The sequence below is a fragment of the Microbacterium sp. NPDC006705 genome, assembly GCF_044903545.1.
GTDB classification, from domain to species: domain Bacteria; phylum Actinomycetota; class Actinomycetes; order Actinomycetales; family Microbacteriaceae; genus Microbacterium; species Microbacterium plantarum.
Window position 1 is genome coordinate 1,830,099 of sequence record NZ_JBJDQQ010000001.1, and the last position, 18,005, is coordinate 1,848,103.

The following is an 18,005-nucleotide window of genomic DNA, read 5'->3' on the forward strand; positions in this document are numbered from 1 at the left end:
AAGTGGGGTGCGGGTGGAGGGGTGGGATGGGATGTCAGGCGAGGACCTTGGCGAGGAACTCCTGCACGCGGGGGTGCTTCGGCGCGACGAGCACCTCGGCGGGCGGGCCCTGCTCGATGATCCGGCCGCCGTCGAGGAAGACGACGCGGTCGGCGACCTCGCGGGCGAAGCCGATCTCGTGGGTCACGATGATGAGCGTCGTCCCGAGCTGCGCCAGGTCGCGGATGACGTCGAGCACCTCGCCGACGAGTTCGGGGTCGAGCGCGCTCGTCGGCTCGTCGAACAGGATCACCTTGGGCTTCAGAGCCAGCGCTCGCGCGATCGCGACGCGCTGCTGCTGCCCGCCCGAGAGCTGGCGCGGATAGTGACCGGCCTTGTCGCCGAGCCCGACGCGGTCGAGCAGTCCGAGCGCGAGCTCGCGGGCGTCGTCCTTCGACAGCCGGCCGAGCGCGATGGGCGCTTCGGTGACGTTCTCGAGGGCGGTGAGGTGGGGAAAGAGGTTGAAGTTCTGGAAGACGATCCCGATCTGGGTGCGGCGTTCGAGCACCGCCTTCTCGCGCAGCTCGTAGAGCTTGCCGTTCCGCTGCTCGTAGCCGATGAACTCGCCGTCGACCGTGACCGATCCGCGGTCGACCGTCTCGAGGTGGTTGATGGTGCGCAGCAGCGTCGACTTGCCCGAGCCGCTCGCGCCGAGGACCGCGACGACCTCGCCCGGCTCGACCGTGAGGTCGATGCCGCCGAGCACCTCGACTCCGGCGTAGCTCTTGTGGACGTTGTGGATCTCGACGAGACCGATGGTCATGACTTTCCTCCGGGTGCGAGGGGGCGGGGTGCCGGCGCGTCGTCGCCGAGGCGAGCCCATTGCGCCGCGATCCAGCGGCGCGCGCGCTGGACGGGCGTGGGCGGCAGAACTCGTACGGATCCCCGCGCGTAGTGACGCTCGATGTAGTACTGCAGGATGCTGAGCACCGTGGTGATGATCGTGTACCAGACCACCGCGACGAGCAGCAGCGGGATGACGCGGCTGTTGCGGTTGTAGATCACCTGCACCGCGTAGAACAGCTCGGGGATCGCGATCACGAACAGCACCGACGTGCCCTTGACGAGGCCGATCACCTCGTTCGTGGCGTTGGGGATGATCGATCGCATGGCCTGCGGCAGCACGATGCGGCTGAGTCGGCGACGCGGCGGGATGCCGAGGGCCGCGGCCGCCTCGAGTTGGCCCTGGTCGACCGAGAGCAGGCCGCCGCGGATGATCTCGGCGGAGTAGGCCGCCTGGTGCAGGCTCAGGCCGAGCACGCCCGCCGCGAACGCGCTGATGAGCTGCACCGTCGGGAACTCGACGATCCAGAAGTCGGTCGTGAAGGGGGTGCCCAGCCCGAGCGTCGGATACAGGTAGCCGAGGTTGTACCAGACGACCAGCTGTACGACGAGGGGGACCGAGCGGAAGAACCAGATGAAGCTCCACGCCGCCGCGTTCAGCAGCGGCGACTTGGCGAGCCGAGCCAGCGCCAGCACCGTCCCGAGCAGGAATCCGATCGTCGCCGACACTGCCGTGTAGGCGAGGGTGAGGCCGAGTCCCTGCAGCACCGGGTCGGAGAAGAAGTACTGCGCGAAGTAGCCCCACTCGTAGTTCTCGTTCGTCACGAGCGACCACAGGAACTGTGCGACGACGAACACGATGATCGCGGCGATCGCCCACCGGAACCAGTGCCGCGTGCGGACGACGGGGATGTCGCCGAGGTCGACGCGCTGCGCGGTCGGCGCAGTGTCGCCGACGCTGCGGTCGACGCGCGAGACGGTGTCGGTCATGCGGATCTCCTCGGAACGGCGCGGATGCAGCGGATGCTGCGGATCGCCCGACAGTAGAGCGGCGCGGGCGCCGCTGTCGCGGCGCCGCCACACACGGCGACACGCACGGAGACATGGCGTAATACAGGCGACTCCTCGGGCCGATAGCGTTCGTTCGTGATCCCGTTCGAGAACCTGCTGGCGTTCCTCCTCGCGGCTGTCGTCATCATCGTGATCCCAGGCCCCGGTGTGCTGTTCGTCATCGGCCGATCGATCGCCCTCGGGCGTCGCGCCGGCGTGCTGAGCGTGCTCGGAAACGCGCTCGGGAACGTCCCTGCCCTGCTCGCGGTGGCGTTCGGGGTCGGCGCGATCGTCGCGTCGTCGGTCGCCGCTTTCACGGTCATCAAGATCGTCGGCGCCGCGTATCTCGTGTGGCTCGGGGTGCAGGCGATCCGCCACCGTCACGCGCACGTGCGCACGCCCTCGAATGTGCGTACGTCGCCGATGCGCCTGCTTGCTCAGGGGTTCGTCGTCGGTGTGACGAACCCGAAGACGATCGCGTTCTTCGTGGCTGCTCTCCCGCAGTTCGTCGCCCCCGGCGCTGGTCCGATCTGGATGCAGCTCCTCGCGCTCGGCCTGATCTTCCAGGTGCTCGCCGTGGTGAGCGACAGCCTGTGGGCGCTCGCGGCGGGAACGGCCCGCGCGTGGTTCGCCACCTCACCGCGCCGCATGGCGACGCTCGCAAGCGCGGGAGGCGTGATGATGATCGGGCTCGGCGGAACCCTCGCGTTCGCGGGCGCGAAGGGCTGACGACGGCGCGCACCGCGCGAGCGTGGGACTCGGGCTGTGCGCGGGCGCGCCATCGAGGGCGCGCGGCCGGATTCAGAAGGGTGGCGATTGTCCCGGCGGCGGTCCGCCGAGTGCGGCATCCGGTGGCGGGTCCGCGGTGTCCATCGTGAAGCAGACGGCGGGTATGGGGACGTCTTCGCGGTACACCCGGCCGAGGGGTGAGGTCCATTCGAGGACCCCGCCGCCGACCTGCCTGACCTCCCACTTGGTGAACTGCTTCATGGAGTGGTGTCGTTGGCAGAGGTGGGCGAGGTTGAAGATGTGGGTGTGGCCGCCGAGGGCGTAGTCGATGGTGTGGTCGAGCTCGCAGCGGATCGCGGCTCTGCGGCATCCGGGGAACCGGCAGTGCTGATCCCGTGCCATCAGGAGCTTCTTCATCGACGCCGTGGGTCGGTAGGTGTCGATCTCGACCGGTGTGCGGGTGAGGGGGTCGATGAAGAGCCGGTCCCACTCGCTGACCTGCCCGGCGAGCTGCCGCACGGTGTCAGCATCGACGAGCCCAGCACCCACGGCTTCGGCGGGGTTCTCGTCACGCCCCATCAACGTCTCGGCGGTGACCGCCACCTGCACGCGTGCCCGGATCGCCCCGAGCCCACCGGCCCGGTCCGTCCCGTACGTCGGGTCGACCACGGGCGCCCCGCCGAGGACGAGGTCACCGAGGATGTCGGCGCGCAGCTGATCCATCGTTCGCGTATCGGCCGGCTCGCATGCGCCTGCGGCATCCGCCCGGGCGTCCTTCACCAACTGCCCCATCTGCGTGAGCCGGTCGAGCATGCCCACCGCGATCACGGTCGGGACGGTCGCGATGACATCCGACATCCCGTCCGTCCCGTGCGAGACCCGCACACACCGCCCGGCGGCGGCGTCGCGGTGCCGGTCGGTGAACGTGCGCTCGTGCAGCTTCTCCGCGAGGGCACGCAGGGCCGGTTTCACCCGGGTGGCGATGTCGCGCTCGCACACCGCGATCGCCGCGACCTCGAACTCGCCCCGCACCTCATCGGGCAGCCCGGTTCCCGCTGTGACGACCGCGTCGACGTGGTCGCGGGTGATCCGCCGCTCCTCCCACGCCGAGAAGACGGTCGGGTAATCGTCGACGATCGTCAGCGCATGGTCGATGTCGGCCTGCAGGCGCCTGTCGGTCCGCCGGGCCAGCCCCGCAGCTTCAGCCGCGACCGACCGCAGCTCCATGTCCGAGGCCATCCCACGCACTCCGTCACGGCGCGCCTCACGCAACGCGGACCGGCCCAGCTCGGCCAGAGCCCGCACCGAAGCGACATCCGCGTCATGCACCAGCGCGAGCGCCTCGCCGTAAGCCGCGATCGCGGGGCCGTGCGGCGAGACCTCGATCTCGTCCGAGCCGCCACCCCTGTTCGCTGACATGTTCCCATTGTGGCAGCGGGGTCAGACATTTACGTCGAACAAACATACGAAGAGCGAAACTCGTCAGAGCGCACGACTGGGGAGGAATCGCCGACCGGGAACCGCCGGTCAGGGCACGCGCACGCCCGTGAAGTTCGTCCGCTGCCGCAATTCGAACCCCAGCTTCTCGTAACCGGCGATCGCGTTCACGTTCGACGCCGCGGCGTGCATCATCGCTCGGCCACCCCGCTGCTGGATGTGGAACGCGACATCTAGCACCAGCCGCGACGCGAGCCCCTGCCGCCGGTACGCCTCGTCGGTCGCGACGGCGCTGATCTCGGTCCATTCGCCCGGCTGCAGCCGCTCCCCGGCCATCGCGATCAGCCGGCCGTCGCGCCGGATGCCGATGTACCGGCCGAGCAGGTGGGTGCGCGGCCGGAAGGGACCGGGCCGGTTGCGTTCGACGAGCGCGAGCATGTCGGCGACATCCGCCTGCCCCAGCTCGACCGCCTCGTCGTCCGGTCGCGGCTGCAGGCGATCCGTCTCGACGAGCTGCACTCCCGCGCCACCGAACGTGCGCACCCACCCGTCAGGCAGCACCGGCCCAGCACCATCACTACCGCCAACGTCCGCACGGTCGGGCGTACTGATGCTGAACTCATTGCCCGAACCCACCACGGTCGTGAGCGAGTCCCACACCGCGGGGTCCTCCCACGTGCGCACGCCCACGAAGCCGGCCACGTCGTCGGGATACCGGCGGACGAGGTCGTCGCCGATGGCGAGGTGCGCGTGCGCCCCGGTCAGCGAATGCCATGCGGCGTTATCGCGGACGTCGGGGCCGCCCAGAACAGGAGGGGTGGTGATGGTCATCGGGTTCGTCCTCTCGCGCGCCGCGTGCTGCCTTCGCCGCGGTCGCCGTCGGACCCAACGCGTCGACGCGCCGATCCATGCCCGCGGATGCCGCATCGCGACGCTATCCGTGACCGGACGCGACATCCCGGACCGCCGCCACATGCGTTCACGTACGGCAGTCGAGCGATAGTGTGCCCACGTGCAGAGCTCGAGGCAGGCGACGGTGTGGTCGCTCCTGCGGCTGGCGATGGCCGTCGTCATCCTCGCCGCCGTCATCACCCAGCTGACCGTGTCACTGACGCGAACCGCCGAGTCCGGCGGCGACGTCGCGACCGTGTTCGCGAACTTCTTCAGCTTCTTCACGATCCTCTCGAACGTCATCGCAGCAGTGGTTCTCGTGACGGCGGGCGTCCGCGCACTGATCGGCCGCGCCGGGCCGGAATCATCGCTCGGGCTCTCCGCCGCGCTCACCTGCGCCACGGCGTACATGGTCATCACCGGAGTCGTCTACAACGCACTCCTGCGCGGGATCACGCTCCCGCAGGGATCCGAGCCGGTGCCGTGGTCGAACGAGGTGCTGCACCTGATCGGCCCGATCTTCCTCGTGCTCGACCTGCTGATCGGCGCCCGGCGCCGCGCCCTTCGCTGGCAGGTCGTATGGGTCGTGGTGGCGTTCCCGCTGCTGTGGGTGGCCTACACGCTCGTCCGAGGCCCGCTCGTCACGAACCCCACGACGGGCGAGCCGTACTGGTACCCCTACCCGTTCCTGAATCCGAACGGCCCTGGCGGATGGGGGTCGGTCGCGGCGTACGTCGTCGTCATCGCGATCGGCTTCGTCGCCGTCGGCTTCGGAGCGGTGTGGGTCACCCGCCGCCGCGCCCGCGTCCTGCCGACGGAGGTCACCGCGGCAGGGTGAGGATCTCGGCCGCTCCGTCGGTGATGGCGATCGTGTGCTCGGCGTGGGCGGTGAGGCATCCGGTCGAGCTGCGGAGCGTCCACCCGTCCGCGTCGGTCACGAGCACATTCGTGTCTTCCATGACCCACGGCTCGATCGCGATGAGCAGCCCCGGCCGCAGGATGTAGCCCCGCCCCGGCCGCCCGGTATTGGGGATGTGCAGGTCGCCGTGCATCACCGACCCGATGCTGTGCCCGCCGAACTCGGTGTTGATGGAGTATCCGGCACCGGAGAGCACATTGCCGATCGCGCGCGAGATATCGCCCACCCGGTTGCCCGCGCGTGCGACCTCGATGCCGGCGGCGAGGGCGCGTTCGGTCGCGTCGATGAGGGCTGCCGCTCCCTCCGGGCGCCGATTCCCGACGACGAAGCTGATCGCGGCGTCGGCCGCAAGGCCGCCCTTCGTGACGGCGAGGTCGAGCGTGAGGAGGTCCCCGTCGGCGAGGCGGTAGTCGTGCGGCATCCCGTGCAGCACGGCGTCGTTGACCGCCGTGCAGATGTAGTGCCCGAAGGGGCCCCGCCCGAACGACGGCGCGTAGTCGACATAACACGACGTCGCCCCGTTGTCAGCGATGAGCTCGCGCGTCCACTCGTCGATCTCGAGGAGGTTCGTACCCACCTGCACCCGCGAGCGGATATCGCGGAGGATGCCGCCGACGATGGCCCCCGTCTCGCGGGCGCGATCGACCTCGCGCGGTGTGAAGATCTCGATCATGGTGCGCTCCTCCGGTATAAAAATACCGGTCAAACTATACCGCTACGATGAGCGCATGATGGTTCGTCGCGCGCTCACGCCCGAAGCCGTCGAGCGCGGCCGTCGCCTGGGCGCCCAGCTCCGGCGAGCGCGGGGAGACCGGTCGATCACGGAGGTCGCCGCAGCCGCCGGCGTATCACCCGAGACACTGCGCAAGATCGAGACCGGCCGGCTGGCGACCCCGTCGTTCGCGACCGTCGCCGCCGTCGCCACGAGCCTCGGCCTGTCGCTCGACGCGCTGGCCGCCGAGGCGCTGCTCACGGACATCGCCTCGACGACGACCTGATCAGCGAGACCGCCGGCGCCCGGCCCCGCCTCGCTGAGGAGAAGCCGGACGCCGGGTGCGGGGCGGCTCAGGCGCCGTCGCGCAGATCGCGGAAGAACGCGTCGACGTTGGCCCGCAGCGTCGCGATGCGGCGATCGCGCGCCGCTGCCGCGTCGAACCCGAGGTAGGGCGGCGGGTCGAGGCGCCGGACGTTCCGCGAGCACTCGAACCCCGAGCACAGGAGCGTCCCGACGGTGTTTCCGGCACGACCGGCCTTGCCCGCCCGCTTCGCGGCGAAGAAGACGACCTCGTTGGGGAGGGTGACATCGCAGCACCACGAGCATTGCGGGCGGGTGCGCGTGGCCTGATCTGCCTGACGCAGCTGCAGGCCGACGGCCTCGCCGTCGACCTCGGCGACGATGAACCCGAGCAGCGGAGTCTTGGGGTCGCGCCACCCGTAGTAGTCACGGGTAGACCAGTCGACGTCCCCGAGGTCGGCGGGGACGACGAGCGAATTGCGCTCGCGGAGCGAGACGTTGATGAACGAGGAGCGGATGGCTTTCGCGGTGAGGGCGAACATGGAAAGGGTCCTGTCTGAGTACGCGTTCGCGCACCACCGTCGCGCCGGCGCCCGGAACGGGCTGCGAGCAGACGGTCGTGAGCGGATCATCCCGGAACGACGGAGTCGTCGCCCGGGACCGGGAGAGCGCGTCGCGGACATGGGTCGACGCGACGCGCGCCGGATCAACCGGCGAGGAGGACGAAGGATGCCGCGCCTGTGCCACCGGCGCTGAGCGCGCCGGAGACCCCCTCACGCCCAGAGGGCATCGGCAGACGGACGGTACTCACGCGTCCAGGCTACTCCCTGCACACCGGCCGGTCACCGGCGATAGCATCCACCCGTGACGACGAACGATCGGGGACGACGGCTCGTCGAACGCGCCAGCGCCCGCCTCGAGGAGCATCATCCCTCCTTCGTGACCTCCCACCCCACGGCCCTCGGCCTGCTGTGGATGATCATCGTGGTCGCCCTGCTCGTCATCTGCGATCTGCTCGGCGGCCCGCACTGGCTGCGCGCGACGCTCACCCTCACGGCAGCACTGCCTCCGCTCGTGGCGACGCTCATCGTCCTGTCACAGACGCCGAGGTCGCACTTGGAGTACGAGCCGTCGATCCTGACCCATTTCTTCGCGCGGTTCCTCGCGCTCTTCAGCGCCTTCGTGTTCTGGCTGGGCTCGGTCGTGATCGGCGGCGCGATCGCGGTGCAGCTCGCCGACGAGAGCGGCACCGACATCGAGACGGCCTGGATCGCCGCCGGTGACCTCTTCGCCCGCATCGTGCCTCCGGTCACCGTGCTGCTCTACTGCGTGCTGATCATCCGCTACGCGAGCTACCTGGTGCGACTGCGCGGGTGGTCGGCCGTGCCCACGCGCCACCGCATCCCGGAGCACTTCCTCGCCGACGCGCCGCGCACACGTCAGATCGTGATCGGCCTCGCGCATCCGGGTCTGCTCCTCGCCTCGGGCCTGCTGTCGACACTCGTCGCGATCGCACTGACCCTGCGGGCAGAGGCGCTGCTCTCCTGAACGAGGAATACACCTCGGGGAGGATGCGTGTGCGCCTGAGAGCGGATGCCGCGCGGCCGCGCGCTTCCTAGCGTTGCTGGGGTGAGCACCGCCATCCCCCGATCGTCGATACTCCCCGTGTCCGCTGTCGCCGTCATCGCGGCGGCCGCACTGCTCATCCCGTGGTGGGGCGTCAGTCTCAGCGTCCTGGCGACACGCGGGGCGATGACCGCGGGCCTCGCGCTTCCGGCGACCGCGTACCTCTCGGACGTGTTCCTGTCGCTGCTCGCCGTCGGCACGGTCGTCGCGTTGGCCGTCGCGCTGCGAGGCGGGTCACGGCACCGCATCCTCTCCATCGCCGCAGCGGGCGGAGTCGTCATCGCCTACGCGACCAGCGAGATGGTCAAAGTGGCCCTCATGCAGGCACGCCCGTGCACCCGCTGGGCAGCGCTGTCGGCCTGCGACGCCACCGACTACTCCTTCCCCTCGAACCACGCCGTCCTCGCGATGGGCGCGGTCTGGGTCATCGCCACCGCGGCGCGCCGGACGTGGGCGACGTGGGCGGCCGTGGGCGCAGCGCTCATCGTGCTTTCGGGTCGACTCTTCGAGGGCGCGCACTACCTGCACGATGTCGCCGCCGGCGCTCTGCTGGGTCTCGCTGTGCCGGCGCTGCTGACGATCGTCGCGGTCGCCGTCACGCGAGAACCCCGGACGATGCGGTCGGCGCCGGAGATCAGTCGACGGCGGCGCGAACCAGCTCCCGCACGCGACTCTCGACCTGGGGAGTGACCTCGACGATCGCGAACGACGTCGGCCACATCGACCCGTCGTCGAGCGTCGCCGTCTCGTCGAAGTTGAGCGTCGGGTAGCGGGTGTCGAACTTCGACTTCGGCTGCACGAAGATCACGACCTTCCCGGCGCGCGCATAGGCCGGGAACCCGTAGAACGTCTTCGGGTCGAGGTCGGATGCCTCCTCCGAAACGATCCGGTGGACCATGCGGGCGACCTCGCCGTCGATCCCCTCGAGCGCGTCGATCGCGTCCACGCAGGCCTCGAGCTCCTTCGCGAGCTTCGCGGCGCCCTTCAGACCCTTCGTCGAGCGGAGCTCCTCGGCCCGCTGCTTCATCGCCGCCTTCTCCTCGTCGGAGAACCCGGCACCGCCCGCCGTGCTGTCAGCCATCGCCACCCCTTCCGCGGCCCGCGGCGCGGGCATCACGGTCCGATCGTGCCACTCGCGGCGCGTGCTGACCAGGTTCCGGCATCCGGCTCCGCTCGCGACAGCGAACCGCGTCGATCCGGGTACCCGACCGGCGGCATCCGAGACCGTAGGCTCTGAACATGCGTGCTCGTCTCGGTTCCGCCCTTCTCGTCCTGTCGGCTCTCGCTCTCGCCGGATGCGCATCGTCGCCCACGCCCGCCGAGCCCGACACCATGCCGACCGCCGAGACCGTTCCGGAGGGCGCCTGCGCCTACGTCGAGGCTCCCGGCGGCGTGCGCGACGTCGAGCTCCCGCCGGCCGAGTCCGAGGTGACGGGCCAGGTCTCGGCCGTGCTGCAGACGTCGGCCGGCGACATCCCCATGACCCTCGACGCCGACCGCACGCCGTGCACGGTCGGCAGCTTCGTCTCGCTCGCGGAGCAGGGCTACTACAACGACTCGCCCTGCCACCGCCTCACCACCTCGGGCATCTTCGTGCTGCAGTGCGGCGACCCGTCGGGAACCGGACGCGGCGGCCCCGGATACAACTACGCCGATGAGCTCGACGGCAGTGAGACCTACCCGGCCGGAACGGTCGCGATGGCCAACGCCGGCCCGAACACGAACGGCTCGCAGTTCTTCCTCGTGTACGAGGACACCCCGCTGCCCGCGAAGTACACCGTCTTCGGCACGCTCGACGAAGCGGGCCTCGCGATCGTGCGCGAGGTCGCTGCCGCCGGCGCCGAGGGCGGTGCCCCCGACGGCGCCCCCGCCACCCCGGTGACGATCACCGGTGTCTCGCTGGGCTGAGCCCGGGGGCGTCGGCCCGCCGAGAACGCACCCTCTCGGCGAAAACGCACCGTGCGGGGTGCGCGCTCGCGGCGACGGTGCGTGCTCGCGCGTCGGCAAGCGACGGCGACATCTGGGGTAACGGGAATTCGGTGCGACGCGTGAAGGACGGGAAACTCGGGGTTACGCCGGCGACCCGACGGCGCAGACCTCCGAAAGGCCCGACCGTGATCGCGCTCGAGCACGTATCGAAGACGTACGGCGGATTGACCGCCGTCGACGACGTCTCGCTGCAGATCCCTTCCGGGGAGATCTACGGCATCGTCGGCCAGTCCGGCGCCGGCAAGAGCACCGTCGCCCGCATGGTCAACCTCATCGAGCGGCCGGATACAGGCCGCGTGGTCGTCGACGGGGTGGATCTGACCGCCCTCGACGCGAACAGCCTGCGCGCGGCACGCCGTCGCATCGGGATGGTGTTCCAGCGGTTCAACCTCCTCGGCAGCCGCTCGGTGCGCGGCAACGTGGAGCTCGCCCTCGAGCTCGACGGCAGCCCCCGGACCCGGCGGCGCGACCGCGCGCAGGAGATGCTCGACCTCGTCGGCCTCGGCCACCGGGGCGACGCCGGCGTGCACGAGCTGTCGGGCGGGCAGCAGCAGCGCGTCGGCATCGCCCGCGCCCTCGCGAGCGGCCCGAGCGTGCTGCTCTCCGACGAGGCGACGAGTGCCCTCGACCCCGAGACCACGACCTCGATCCTCGACCTCTACCGGCGCATCAACGCCGAGCTCGGACTCACCGTGCTCCTCATCACGCACGAGATGGATGTCGTGAAGTCGACGTGCCACTCGGCGGCGCTCATCGAGCACGGCCGCGTCGTCGAGAGTGGTCGCCTCACCGACGTCATCCGCACGCCGGGCTCGCGCCTGACCTCGCAGCTCTTCCCGCTGGGGCCGATCCCCACGGGAGCCGACCCGAGCGCGACGGTCATCGACATCACGTTCGCCGGCGGCACGGCCGACCGTCCCGTCATCGCGCGGATCGCCCGCGACCACGACGTCGACGTGTCGCTGCTCGGCGCCCTTGTCGAGCAGATCGCCGGCACGCAGGCCGGCCGCACCCGTCTCGAGGTTCCCGCGGCCGCGGCATCCGCCGTCATCGCCGACCTGCGCGGCCAGGGTCTCATCGTCGACGTCCTGCAGGGAGGGGATGCCGCGTGAACGAGCAACTGCTCAATCTGCTGCTGGTCGCCACCGGCCAGACGCTCTACATGGTGGGCGTCGCGCTGCTGGCGACGATCGTCGTCGGCCTGCCGCTCGGCGTGGTGCTCGTCGGCACCGAGCAGGGGCGCTTCCTCGCGACCCCCTTCGGCTCGCGCCGCGTCGGCATCGTCATCAACCGCGTGCTCGACTTCATCGTCAACCTCGGCCGGTCGGTGCCGTTCATCATCCTGATGGTCGCGCTGATCCCCTTCACCCGGCTCATCGTCGGCACCTTCATCGGACCGACCGCGGCGATCGTGCCCCTGTCGGTCGTGGCCATTCCGTTCTTCGCCCGCATGGTCGAGATCGCGATCAAGGAAGTCGACGACGGCCTGCTCGAGGTCGCCGCATCGCTGGGCGCGAGCCGCTGGCAGCTCGTGACGAAGGTGCTGCTGCCCGAAGCCGCGCCCGCGATGCTGCTCGGCCTCTCGACGACCGTCACCTCGATCATCAACTTCTCGGCGATGGTGGGCACCGTCGCCGGCGGCGGTCTCGGCGACGTCGCGATCCGCTACGGCTACCAGCAGTACAGCTGGATCCACATCGTCAGCGTCATCGTCGTGATCTTCGCGATCGTCATGGTGCTGCAGGGCCTCGCGAGCTGGGGTGCCCGGCGCCTCGCCCGCCGCTCGCCCCGCGCCCGCACGGCCGGGTCGAGCGCCCGAATGCAGCGGGCCGACGCCCGCGGCACAGCCTGACGCCCCCGCACCGCCCCTCCAGCCACGCACCGCCCGACCGCACCGTCATCCCGAGAGGAACCCTCCATGTCCCGCACGGCCCGCACCGCCCGCACCCCGCTCCTCCTCGCCGCCGTCGCCTCGGCGGCCCTCCTGCTCGCCGGATGCGCCGGCTCGCCGGCATCCGAGTCGGGCGGCGCCGACGGCGACGGCCTCGGCACGCTCAAGGTCGGCGCGCTGCAGACACCCGCCGGCGACATCCTGAACCACATCGCCGAGAACGGCGCGGCCGAGCTCGGACTCACGATCGAGTTCGTGCCCTTCACCGACTACAACACACCCAACACCGCGCTCGTCGACGGCTCGATCGACGCGAACCTGTTCCAGAACTCGACCTTCCTCGAGAACTTCAACACCAACACCGGGTCGGATCTCATCAGCGTCGGCGAGGCGTACCTGCCCTCGGCCGCGTTCTACTCGAGCAAGGTCGACAGCCTCGACGACCTGAAGGACGGCGCGACGATCGCCATTCCGAACGACCCGACGAACGAGGGGCGCGCGCTCAAGCTCCTCGCACAGGAGGGCCTGATCGAGGTCTCCGACGACGTCGCCGACCTCACCGGAATCACCGACAACCCGCGCGACTTCCGGTTCCAGGAGATCGAGAACGCGACGCTGCCGCAGGCCGTGCCCGACGTCGACGCCGCCTTCGTCACGATCAGCTTCGCGCTTCCGGCGGGCCTCACCGCCGACGAGGCGATCCTCACCGAGGGCGAGGGCAGCCCGTACTACAACGTGCTCGCGACGCGTCCCGACCTGAAGGACGACCCCCGCATCGTCGCGCTCTACGACCTGCTGACCTCGTCGGAGGTCGCCGACTTCGAGAACGAGACCTGGGGCGGCCTCGTCGTCCCCGTCACGAAAGACTGACCCCCGCTCAGTAGGATTGTCCCCATGTCGAAGGTCCTCCAGTCCCTGCCCGTCGGCGAACGCGTCGGCATCGCCTTCTCGGGGGGTCTCGACACCTCCGTCGCGGTCGCGTGGATGCGCGACAAGGGCGCCGTCCCGTTCACCTACACCGGCGACCTCGGCCAGTACGACGAGGACGACATCGCCTCGATTCCCGGCCGCGCGCTGCAGTACGGCGCGGAGGGCTCGCGCCTCATCGACTGCAAGCCGATGATGGTCGAGGAGGGCCTCGTCGCCCTCTCGTGCGGCGCCTTCCACATCCGCTCGGCCGGCCGCACCTACTTCAACACCACGCCGATCGGCCGTGCCGTCACCGGAACGATGCTCGTGCGCGCCATGAAGGAGGACGGCGTCGACATCTGGGGCGACGGCTCCACCTACAAGGGCAACGACATCGAGCGGTTCTACCGCTACGGCCTGCTCGCAAACCCTGCCCTGCGCATCTACAAGCCGTGGCTCGACGCCGACTTCGTCACCGAGCTGGGCGGCCGCACAGAGATGAGCGAGTGGCTCGTCGCGCACGGGTTCCCGTACCGCGACTCCGTCGAGAAGGCCTACTCGACCGACGCCAACATCTGGGGCGCGACCCACGAGGCCAAGACCCTCGAGCACCTCGACGTCTCGCTCGAGATCGTCGAGCCCATTATGGGCGTGCGCTTCTGGGATCCTGCGGTCGAGATCGAGACCGAGGACGTCTCGGTCACGTTCGAAGCGGGCCGCCCCGTCGCCATCAACGGCGTCGAGTACTCCGACATCGTCCAGCTCGTCATGGAGGCGAACGCGATCGGCGGCCGCCACGGTCTCGGTATGAGCGACCAGATCGAGAACCGCATCATCGAGGCCAAGAGCCGCGGCATCTACGAGGCGCCGGGCATGGCGCTGCTGTTCATCGCCTACGAGCGCCTCGTCAACGGCATCCTGAACGAGGACACCCTCGCGACCTACCACGAGCAGGGTCGCCGCCTCGGCCGCCTGATGTACGAGGGCCGCTGGCTCGAGCCGCAGTCGTTCATGCTGCGCGAGTCGATCCAGCGCTGGGTGGGCTCCGCGATCAGTGGAACGGTCACGCTGCGCCTGCGGCGCGGCGAGGACTACACGATCCTGAACACCGAGAGCCGCAACCTGTCGTACTCGCCCGAGAAGCTCTCGATGGAGCGTGTCGGCGACTCGGCCTTCGGTCCGACCGACCGCATCGGCCAGCTCACGATGCGCAACCTCGACATCGCCGACTCGCGCTCGCGCCTCGAGCACTACGCCGGCATCGGCCTCATCGGCGGCCCGACGGCCGAGCTCGTGGGCGACCTCGAGCGCGGCGGGGCGGCCGAGATCACCGGCAACGTCGAATCGACCGATCAGCATCTCGCCGAGCGGGTGGATGCCGCGGGCGAGTCCGCGTCGTTCGACTTCGGCGCCGACTGACCCGCAGCACGCGTTCTTATAACTTGCACATGTGTGTGCAGGTTCGTATCATCGACGGGTGACCGACACCGTCTCCCCCCGTCGTCCGCGGAAGGATGCCGCCGCCAATCGCGCCGGCCTGCTCTCCGCCGCCGCGCGCACGCTCGCGCTCGACCCGAGCGCGTCCGTCGACGCGATCGCCCGCGCCGCCGGGCTCAGCCGCCGCGCCCTCTACGGTCACTTCGACGACCGTGACGCGCTCGTGCGCGAGCTCGTCGCGTCGGGCGCCCAGCGTTTCAACGCCATCGCCACAGACCCCGAGCTGCGACTCGACACCGAGCCGGTTCCCGTCGCGCTGGCCCGCCTGACCGGTCGGCTCTGGGGCGAGGCATCCCACGTGCAGGTGGCCGCCGCCGTCGCCCTCGATGAGCGGCACGTCGAAGACTCCGCCGCCGCGCTCGCCCCGCTTCGCCGCGCACTGATGAACCTGGTGCGCCGCGGGCAGGACGAGGGCGCGCTGCGGACGGATGTCGCCGCGCCGACTCTCGCTCGCCTCATCGAGGAGACCGCGCGCACCGTCATCGTCCGGCTCGACGCGTCCTCACCCGAGGCGCGGTCGCTCGTCGTGCGCGCGGTCCTCTCGATCGCGGGGCTCTCGTGGCGCGACGCCGCCGCACTCATCGACTCGCACCCCGACGTCGTGGGGGCGGTCTCCTGATGCGCGTCGAGCTGCGTGCCGTGGCGAAGGGTCGCAAGGACCTCGCTCTGCCGCCCACGACCCTGTCGTTCCGCACCGGCCGCGCCACCCTCGCGATCGCCGAGACGGAGCAGCGCCCGACCGTCCTGGGCCTCATCGCGAGCGGACGGATGCGGCCCGACGGCGGCACCGTCCTGCTCGACGGCGCCCGCGCCTCGCGCACGCTGCGGCACAAGACCGCACTGATCGACGCGCCGGACGTGAGCGACCCGCCCCCGAACATCTCCACGGTCGGCGTCGTCAGCGAGGAGCTGATGTTCGCGGGCCGCCTCGCCGACCCGATCTCCGCGCGGCGGTGGCTCGACGAGCACGATCTGCGCTCGTACTCGCGCGTCCCCATCGGGGACGTGCCCGCGACCGACCGCATCCGGATGCTGCTCGAGCTCGCGGTCCTGCGGCCGGGCGTCGAGGGCATCGTGCTCGTCTCCCCCGACCGCCACGGCGGCGATCCGCACGACTGGTGGACCCTCGCCCGGGAGTTCGCGGGACGCGGCCTCGCGGTGCTCGTGATCGCCGGCCAGGCCGCTGCGACGCTCCTCACCGAAACCGATCCCCTCGCGCCGCATCGACGCCTGGTGCCCAGCGGCATCCGGCTGCGCGGCACCCGTCCGAAGGCCTCCCGATGAAGATCCCCGCCCTCATCACCGCCGAACTGCGACGGCTGACGGCCACCCGGATGTCGGTGGTCGCGCTCATCGCGCTCATGCTCGTCCCCGTCCTCTACGGCGGCCTGTACCTGTGGGCAAACCAGGACCCGTACGGGAAGTTCGCCGACATCCCGGTAGCGCTCGTCGACCTCGACTCGGGGGCGCCCAAGAGCGACGGCAACGGCACGGTCAACTACGGGTCCGACGTCACCGACAAGCTCGTCGAGGGCCGGGCCTTCGGCTGGAAGGACATGACCGCCGCCGAGGCTCAGGAGGCGCTGCGTACCGGCGATGTCGACTTCTCGGTGACCATCCCCGAGGACTTCTCGCTCGCCCTGACCAGCGCCGCAGGCGACGAGCCCCGCCAGGCGACGCTCGTGCTCGCCACCAATGACGCGAACAACTACCTCGCTTCGTCGATCGGCTCGCAGGCGGTCGAGCGGATCCGCTCCTCCGTCGCCGAACTCGTCGGACGGGAGGCGGCATCGCGGCTGCTCACGGGCATCGCCGACATCCGCGTGCAGTTGCAGAACGCCACCGACGGGGCGAACCAGCTCGTCGACGGGGCGGGGCAGGCGCTCGACGGCGCCAACCAGCTCGCCGACGGAACCGGGCGGCTGTCGAGCGGTGCCGTGCAGCTGCGCGACGGGGCGAACCAGCTCGCCGGCGGCGCGTCGCAGCTCGCCGACGGCACCCGCACGCTGGCTCAGGGCTCGTCAGACCTGGCGTCCGGCGCAGCCCAGGTCTCCGACGGCACGGCCGAGCTCGCGGGCTACGCCGACCGCGTTCGCGCAGCCGTCGACGATGCGGCGGGTCAGCTGCCGCAGGTGCGCACAGACATCGCCGCGCTGCTCGCCGACGGAGGTCTCGATCAGACGCAGATCGCGGAGGTCCTCGCCCGCCTCGATCCCATCGGCGACCGTCTGCAGTCGGGCGCGACGCGCGTCGACGAGGCGACGGGTCAGATCGACCGCCTCGCCGCGGGGGCGGCCCAGGTCAGCTCGGGCGCCGCACAGCTCGCCACCGGTGCTGCGCAGGCCGCCGACGGTGCGGCATCCGTGTCGTCGGGTGCCGGCCAGCTCGCCTCGGCGACGGACGAGGCCGCGACCGGCGCCGCTCAGCTCGACGAGGGCGCCCGACAGCTCGCCTCGGGACTCGGGACGCTCGACGGCGGGCTCGTCACCCTGCGCGACGGGCTGAGCTCCGGCGTGGCCCAGCTGCCCGTCTCTACTCCCGAGCTGCGCGAGCAGCAGGCGCAGACGATCGCCGACCCGGTGGCGGTCGACTCCGGCAACCTCGCGAAGGCCGGTGATTACGGTGCCGGCCTGGCGCCCTTCTTCGCCGCCCTCGCGGGATGGATCGGCATCTACGCCCTCTTCCTCATCGTGAAGCCGGTATCGCGCCGGGCGGTGACCGCGCTGCGTTCACCCCTCCGCGTAACCCTCGCCGGCTGGCTCACTCCGGCGATGCTCGGCGGAATCGGCATGATCGTCCTCTTCGGGGTGCTGTCGATCGCGCTCGGATTCAACTTCTCGAGTCCGGTCGGCACCCTCGGGATGCTGATCACCGCGTCGTTCACGTACGCCGCGATCATCCTGGCGCTCAACGTGTGGCTGGGATCCGTCGGTCAGTTCATCGGACTCGTGCTGATGGTGCTGCAGCTCGTCACCGCGGGCGGGACCTTCCCCTGGCAGACCCTCCCGGCACCGCTCGCCGCACTGCACCATGTTCTGCCGATGGGGTACGTCGTCGACGGCATGCGGCAGTGGATGTACGGGGGCGACCTGAGCCGGGTCAGCCTCGACCTCGCGGTGCTGTTCACATGGATGGCCGGAGCACTCATCCTCGCCGCGATCGGCGTGGCCCGGATGACGCACGGCCGCACGCTGCGCGACCTGCAGCCGAGCCTCATCGGCTGAGCGTCG

The 18,005-nt window shown here is 70.4% G+C and carries 20 protein-coding genes; 13 read left to right on the top strand and 7 right to left on the bottom strand.

Annotated elements, in window-relative coordinates:
• Window positions 1-34 precede the first annotated feature (34 nt).
• Window positions 35-802 carry an amino acid ABC transporter ATP-binding protein gene (locus ACI2K6_RS08670; RefSeq protein WP_274178055.1) on the bottom strand — a complete coding sequence of 256 codons (768 nt, stop codon included), beginning with the start codon at window positions 800-802 and terminating at the stop codon, window positions 35-37.
• Window positions 799-1,812, bottom strand: a complete 1,014-nt coding sequence (locus ACI2K6_RS08675; protein WP_354451659.1) for an amino acid ABC transporter permease — start codon at window positions 1,810-1,812, stop codon at window positions 799-801. Before ACI2K6_RS08675 ends, ACI2K6_RS08670 begins: the two co-directional genes overlap by 4 nt.
• 156 nt (window positions 1,813-1,968) lie before the next feature.
• Between ACI2K6_RS08675 and ACI2K6_RS08680 the strand changes: the two genes are divergently transcribed.
• Window positions 1,969-2,601: a LysE family translocator gene (locus ACI2K6_RS08680; RefSeq protein WP_354451661.1), complete on the top strand. Its 633-nt coding sequence runs from the start codon at window positions 1,969-1,971 to the stop codon at window positions 2,599-2,601.
• 72 nt (window positions 2,602-2,673) lie between these two features.
• On the opposite strand, the gene ACI2K6_RS08685 is transcribed toward ACI2K6_RS08680, so the two are convergent.
• Complete coding sequence (locus ACI2K6_RS08685; RefSeq protein WP_404568417.1) at window positions 2,674-4,020, bottom strand: HNH endonuclease; 1,347 nt, start codon at window positions 4,018-4,020, stop codon at window positions 2,674-2,676.
• Window positions 4,021-4,128: 108 nt separating this feature from the next.
• Window positions 4,129-4,869, bottom strand: a complete 741-nt coding sequence (locus tag ACI2K6_RS08690; protein WP_274179040.1) for a GNAT family N-acetyltransferase — start codon at window positions 4,867-4,869, stop codon at window positions 4,129-4,131.
• Between the two features lie 181 nt (window positions 4,870-5,050).
• On the opposite strand from ACI2K6_RS08690, the gene ACI2K6_RS08695 reads away from it, so the two are divergent.
• A complete protein-coding gene (locus ACI2K6_RS08695; RefSeq protein ID WP_274179041.1) occupies window positions 5,051-5,767 on the top strand; it encodes a Pr6Pr family membrane protein in 717 nt (238 codons plus the stop codon).
• Here the strand turns inward: ACI2K6_RS08695 and map are convergent.
• The gene (gene map / locus ACI2K6_RS08700) at window positions 5,751-6,521 is read right to left on the bottom strand and encodes a type I methionyl aminopeptidase (protein WP_274179042.1); all 771 of its coding nucleotides are present in this window, start codon (window positions 6,519-6,521) and stop codon (window positions 5,751-5,753) included. The genes ACI2K6_RS08695 and map overlap by 17 nt on opposite strands.
• Window positions 6,522-6,579: 58 nt before the next feature.
• Here map and ACI2K6_RS08705 point away from each other — a divergent pair, with 58 nt between their 5' ends.
• Window positions 6,580-6,846, top strand: a complete 267-nt coding sequence (locus ACI2K6_RS08705; protein ID WP_274179199.1) for a helix-turn-helix transcriptional regulator — start codon at window positions 6,580-6,582, stop codon at window positions 6,844-6,846.
• A 67-nt stretch (window positions 6,847-6,913) separates the two neighbouring features.
• Here ACI2K6_RS08705 and ACI2K6_RS08710 read toward each other — a convergent pair whose 3' ends face one another.
• On the bottom strand, window positions 6,914-7,405 hold the full coding sequence (locus ACI2K6_RS08710; protein ID WP_112615653.1) for an FBP domain-containing protein: 492 nt from the start codon (window positions 7,403-7,405) through the stop codon (window positions 6,914-6,916).
• A 322-nt stretch (window positions 7,406-7,727) separates the two neighbouring features.
• Here ACI2K6_RS08710 and ACI2K6_RS08715 point away from each other — a divergent pair, with 322 nt between their 5' ends.
• Both ACI2K6_RS08715 and ACI2K6_RS08720 read left to right on the top strand, forming a co-directional pair.
• Window positions 7,728-8,411, top strand: coding sequence for a hypothetical protein (locus ACI2K6_RS08715; RefSeq protein ID WP_269266817.1), 684 nt, complete (start codon window positions 7,728-7,730; stop codon window positions 8,409-8,411).
• 81 nt (window positions 8,412-8,492) lie between these two features.
• Window positions 8,493-9,179 carry a phosphatase PAP2 family protein gene (locus tag ACI2K6_RS08720; RefSeq protein WP_404568418.1) on the top strand — a complete coding sequence of 229 codons (687 nt, stop codon included), beginning with the start codon at window positions 8,493-8,495 and terminating at the stop codon, window positions 9,177-9,179.
• On the opposite strand, the gene ACI2K6_RS08725 is transcribed toward ACI2K6_RS08720, so the two are convergent.
• Window positions 9,124-9,570 (bottom strand): hypothetical protein, encoded by a 447-nt coding sequence (locus ACI2K6_RS08725; RefSeq protein WP_354451667.1) that lies wholly within the window; start codon window positions 9,568-9,570, stop codon window positions 9,124-9,126. The genes ACI2K6_RS08720 and ACI2K6_RS08725 overlap by 56 nt on opposite strands.
• Window positions 9,571-9,728: 158 nt before the next feature.
• Between ACI2K6_RS08725 and ACI2K6_RS08730 the strand changes: the two genes are divergently transcribed.
• From ACI2K6_RS08730 to ACI2K6_RS08765, 8 genes are all read left to right on the top strand, one after another.
• The gene (locus ACI2K6_RS08730; protein ID WP_282501789.1) at window positions 9,729-10,397 is read left to right on the top strand and encodes a peptidylprolyl isomerase; all 669 of its coding nucleotides are present in this window, start codon (window positions 9,729-9,731) and stop codon (window positions 10,395-10,397) included.
• A 206-nt stretch (window positions 10,398-10,603) separates the two neighbouring features.
• Window positions 10,604-11,590, top strand: coding sequence for a methionine ABC transporter ATP-binding protein (locus tag ACI2K6_RS08735; protein WP_404568419.1), 987 nt, complete (start codon window positions 10,604-10,606; stop codon window positions 11,588-11,590).
• Window positions 11,587-12,330: a methionine ABC transporter permease gene (locus ACI2K6_RS08740; protein WP_404568420.1), complete on the top strand. Its 744-nt coding sequence runs from the start codon at window positions 11,587-11,589 to the stop codon at window positions 12,328-12,330. The genes ACI2K6_RS08735 and ACI2K6_RS08740 overlap by 4 nt, the downstream gene beginning before the upstream one ends.
• Before the next feature lie 66 nt (window positions 12,331-12,396).
• Entirely contained in the window at window positions 12,397-13,239 is an 843-nt protein-coding gene (locus ACI2K6_RS08745) for a MetQ/NlpA family ABC transporter substrate-binding protein (RefSeq protein ID WP_404568421.1), read from the top strand.
• Between the two features lie 24 nt (window positions 13,240-13,263).
• On the top strand, window positions 13,264-14,697 hold the full coding sequence (argG, locus tag ACI2K6_RS08750; RefSeq protein ID WP_404568422.1) for an argininosuccinate synthase: 1,434 nt from the start codon (window positions 13,264-13,266) through the stop codon (window positions 14,695-14,697).
• Window positions 14,698-14,755: 58 nt separating this feature from the next.
• Entirely contained in the window at window positions 14,756-15,394 is a 639-nt protein-coding gene (locus tag ACI2K6_RS08755; protein ID WP_112615629.1) for a TetR/AcrR family transcriptional regulator, read from the top strand.
• Window positions 15,394-16,059, top strand: a complete 666-nt coding sequence (locus ACI2K6_RS08760; RefSeq protein WP_112615627.1) for a hypothetical protein — start codon at window positions 15,394-15,396, stop codon at window positions 16,057-16,059. Before ACI2K6_RS08755 ends, ACI2K6_RS08760 begins: the two co-directional genes overlap by 1 nt.
• Window positions 16,056-17,999, top strand: coding sequence for a YhgE/Pip domain-containing protein (locus ACI2K6_RS08765; protein WP_274179050.1), 1,944 nt, complete (start codon window positions 16,056-16,058; stop codon window positions 17,997-17,999). The genes ACI2K6_RS08760 and ACI2K6_RS08765 overlap by 4 nt, the downstream gene beginning before the upstream one ends.
• Window positions 18,000-18,005 lie beyond the last annotated feature (6 nt).

Bases quoted from the DNA above. Each gene is read 5' to 3' on its own strand.
- ACI2K6_RS08670 (WP_274178055.1), bottom strand. From the start codon at position 802: ATGACCATCGGTCTCGTCGAGATCCACAACGTCCACAAGAGCTACGCC.
- ACI2K6_RS08675 (WP_354451659.1), bottom strand. From the start codon at position 1,812: ATGACCGACACCGTCTCGCGCGTCGACCGCAGCGTCGGCGACACTGCG.
- ACI2K6_RS08685 (WP_404568417.1), bottom strand. From the start codon at position 4,020: ATGTCAGCGAACAGGGGTGGCGGCTCGGACGAGATCGAGGTCTCGCCG.
- ACI2K6_RS08690 (WP_274179040.1), bottom strand. From the start codon at position 4,869: ATGACCATCACCACCCCTCCTGTTCTGGGCGGCCCCGACGTCCGCGAT.
- map (WP_274179042.1), bottom strand. From the start codon at position 6,521: ATGATCGAGATCTTCACACCGCGCGAGGTCGATCGCGCCCGCGAGACG.
- ACI2K6_RS08705 (WP_274179199.1), top strand. From the start codon at position 6,580: ATGGTTCGTCGCGCGCTCACGCCCGAAGCCGTCGAGCGCGGCCGTCGC.
- ACI2K6_RS08710 (WP_112615653.1), bottom strand. From the start codon at position 7,405: ATGTTCGCCCTCACCGCGAAAGCCATCCGCTCCTCGTTCATCAACGTC.
- ACI2K6_RS08725 (WP_354451667.1), bottom strand. From the start codon at position 9,570: ATGGCTGACAGCACGGCGGGCGGTGCCGGGTTCTCCGACGAGGAGAAG.
- ACI2K6_RS08730 (WP_282501789.1), top strand. From the start codon at position 9,729: ATGCGTGCTCGTCTCGGTTCCGCCCTTCTCGTCCTGTCGGCTCTCGCT.
- ACI2K6_RS08745 (WP_404568421.1), top strand. From the start codon at position 12,397: ATGTCCCGCACGGCCCGCACCGCCCGCACCCCGCTCCTCCTCGCCGCC.
- argG (WP_404568422.1), top strand. From the start codon at position 13,264: ATGTCGAAGGTCCTCCAGTCCCTGCCCGTCGGCGAACGCGTCGGCATC.
- ACI2K6_RS08760 (WP_112615627.1), top strand. From the start codon at position 15,394: ATGCGCGTCGAGCTGCGTGCCGTGGCGAAGGGTCGCAAGGACCTCGCT.
- ACI2K6_RS08765 (WP_274179050.1), top strand. From the start codon at position 16,056: ATGAAGATCCCCGCCCTCATCACCGCCGAACTGCGACGGCTGACGGCC.